This is a genomic window from uncultured Algibacter sp. (genome assembly GCF_947495675.1).
Lineage (GTDB): Bacteria > Bacteroidota > Bacteroidia > Flavobacteriales > Flavobacteriaceae > Algibacter_B.
In genome coordinates this window covers 1-243 of sequence record NZ_CANLZX010000089.1, presented here as the reverse complement: position 1 = coordinate 243, position 243 = coordinate 1, and the positions used below count along the sequence as shown (strand labels likewise).

The 243-nt window shown below is 41.2% G+C and carries 1 pseudogene; it reads right to left on the bottom strand.

Annotation, left to right across the window (positions count from 1 at the left end):
• Positions 1-243: pseudogene (locus Q0842_RS16215) on the bottom strand (gliding motility-associated C-terminal domain-containing protein); the annotation flags it as partial.

Sequence of the window (243 nt, the reverse complement as noted above, 5' to 3'; positions counted from 1 at the left end):
ACATTATCCAATCCATCAGTATCTGTATCGCTTCCGCCTAATGCATTTGCCATACCGTTCTCTTCTATATCGGGAGTGCCATCATTATCACTATCTAAATCTAGATAATCTGGAATACCATCGCCATCGGTGTCTTCTAATGTTAGTAATCCAGCGCCATAATTATCATCAACACCGTCATCGTTGGTATCAGTCATACCTGTACCATTACCACTTGGTGCAATATAGCCAACTGTTGGTTGA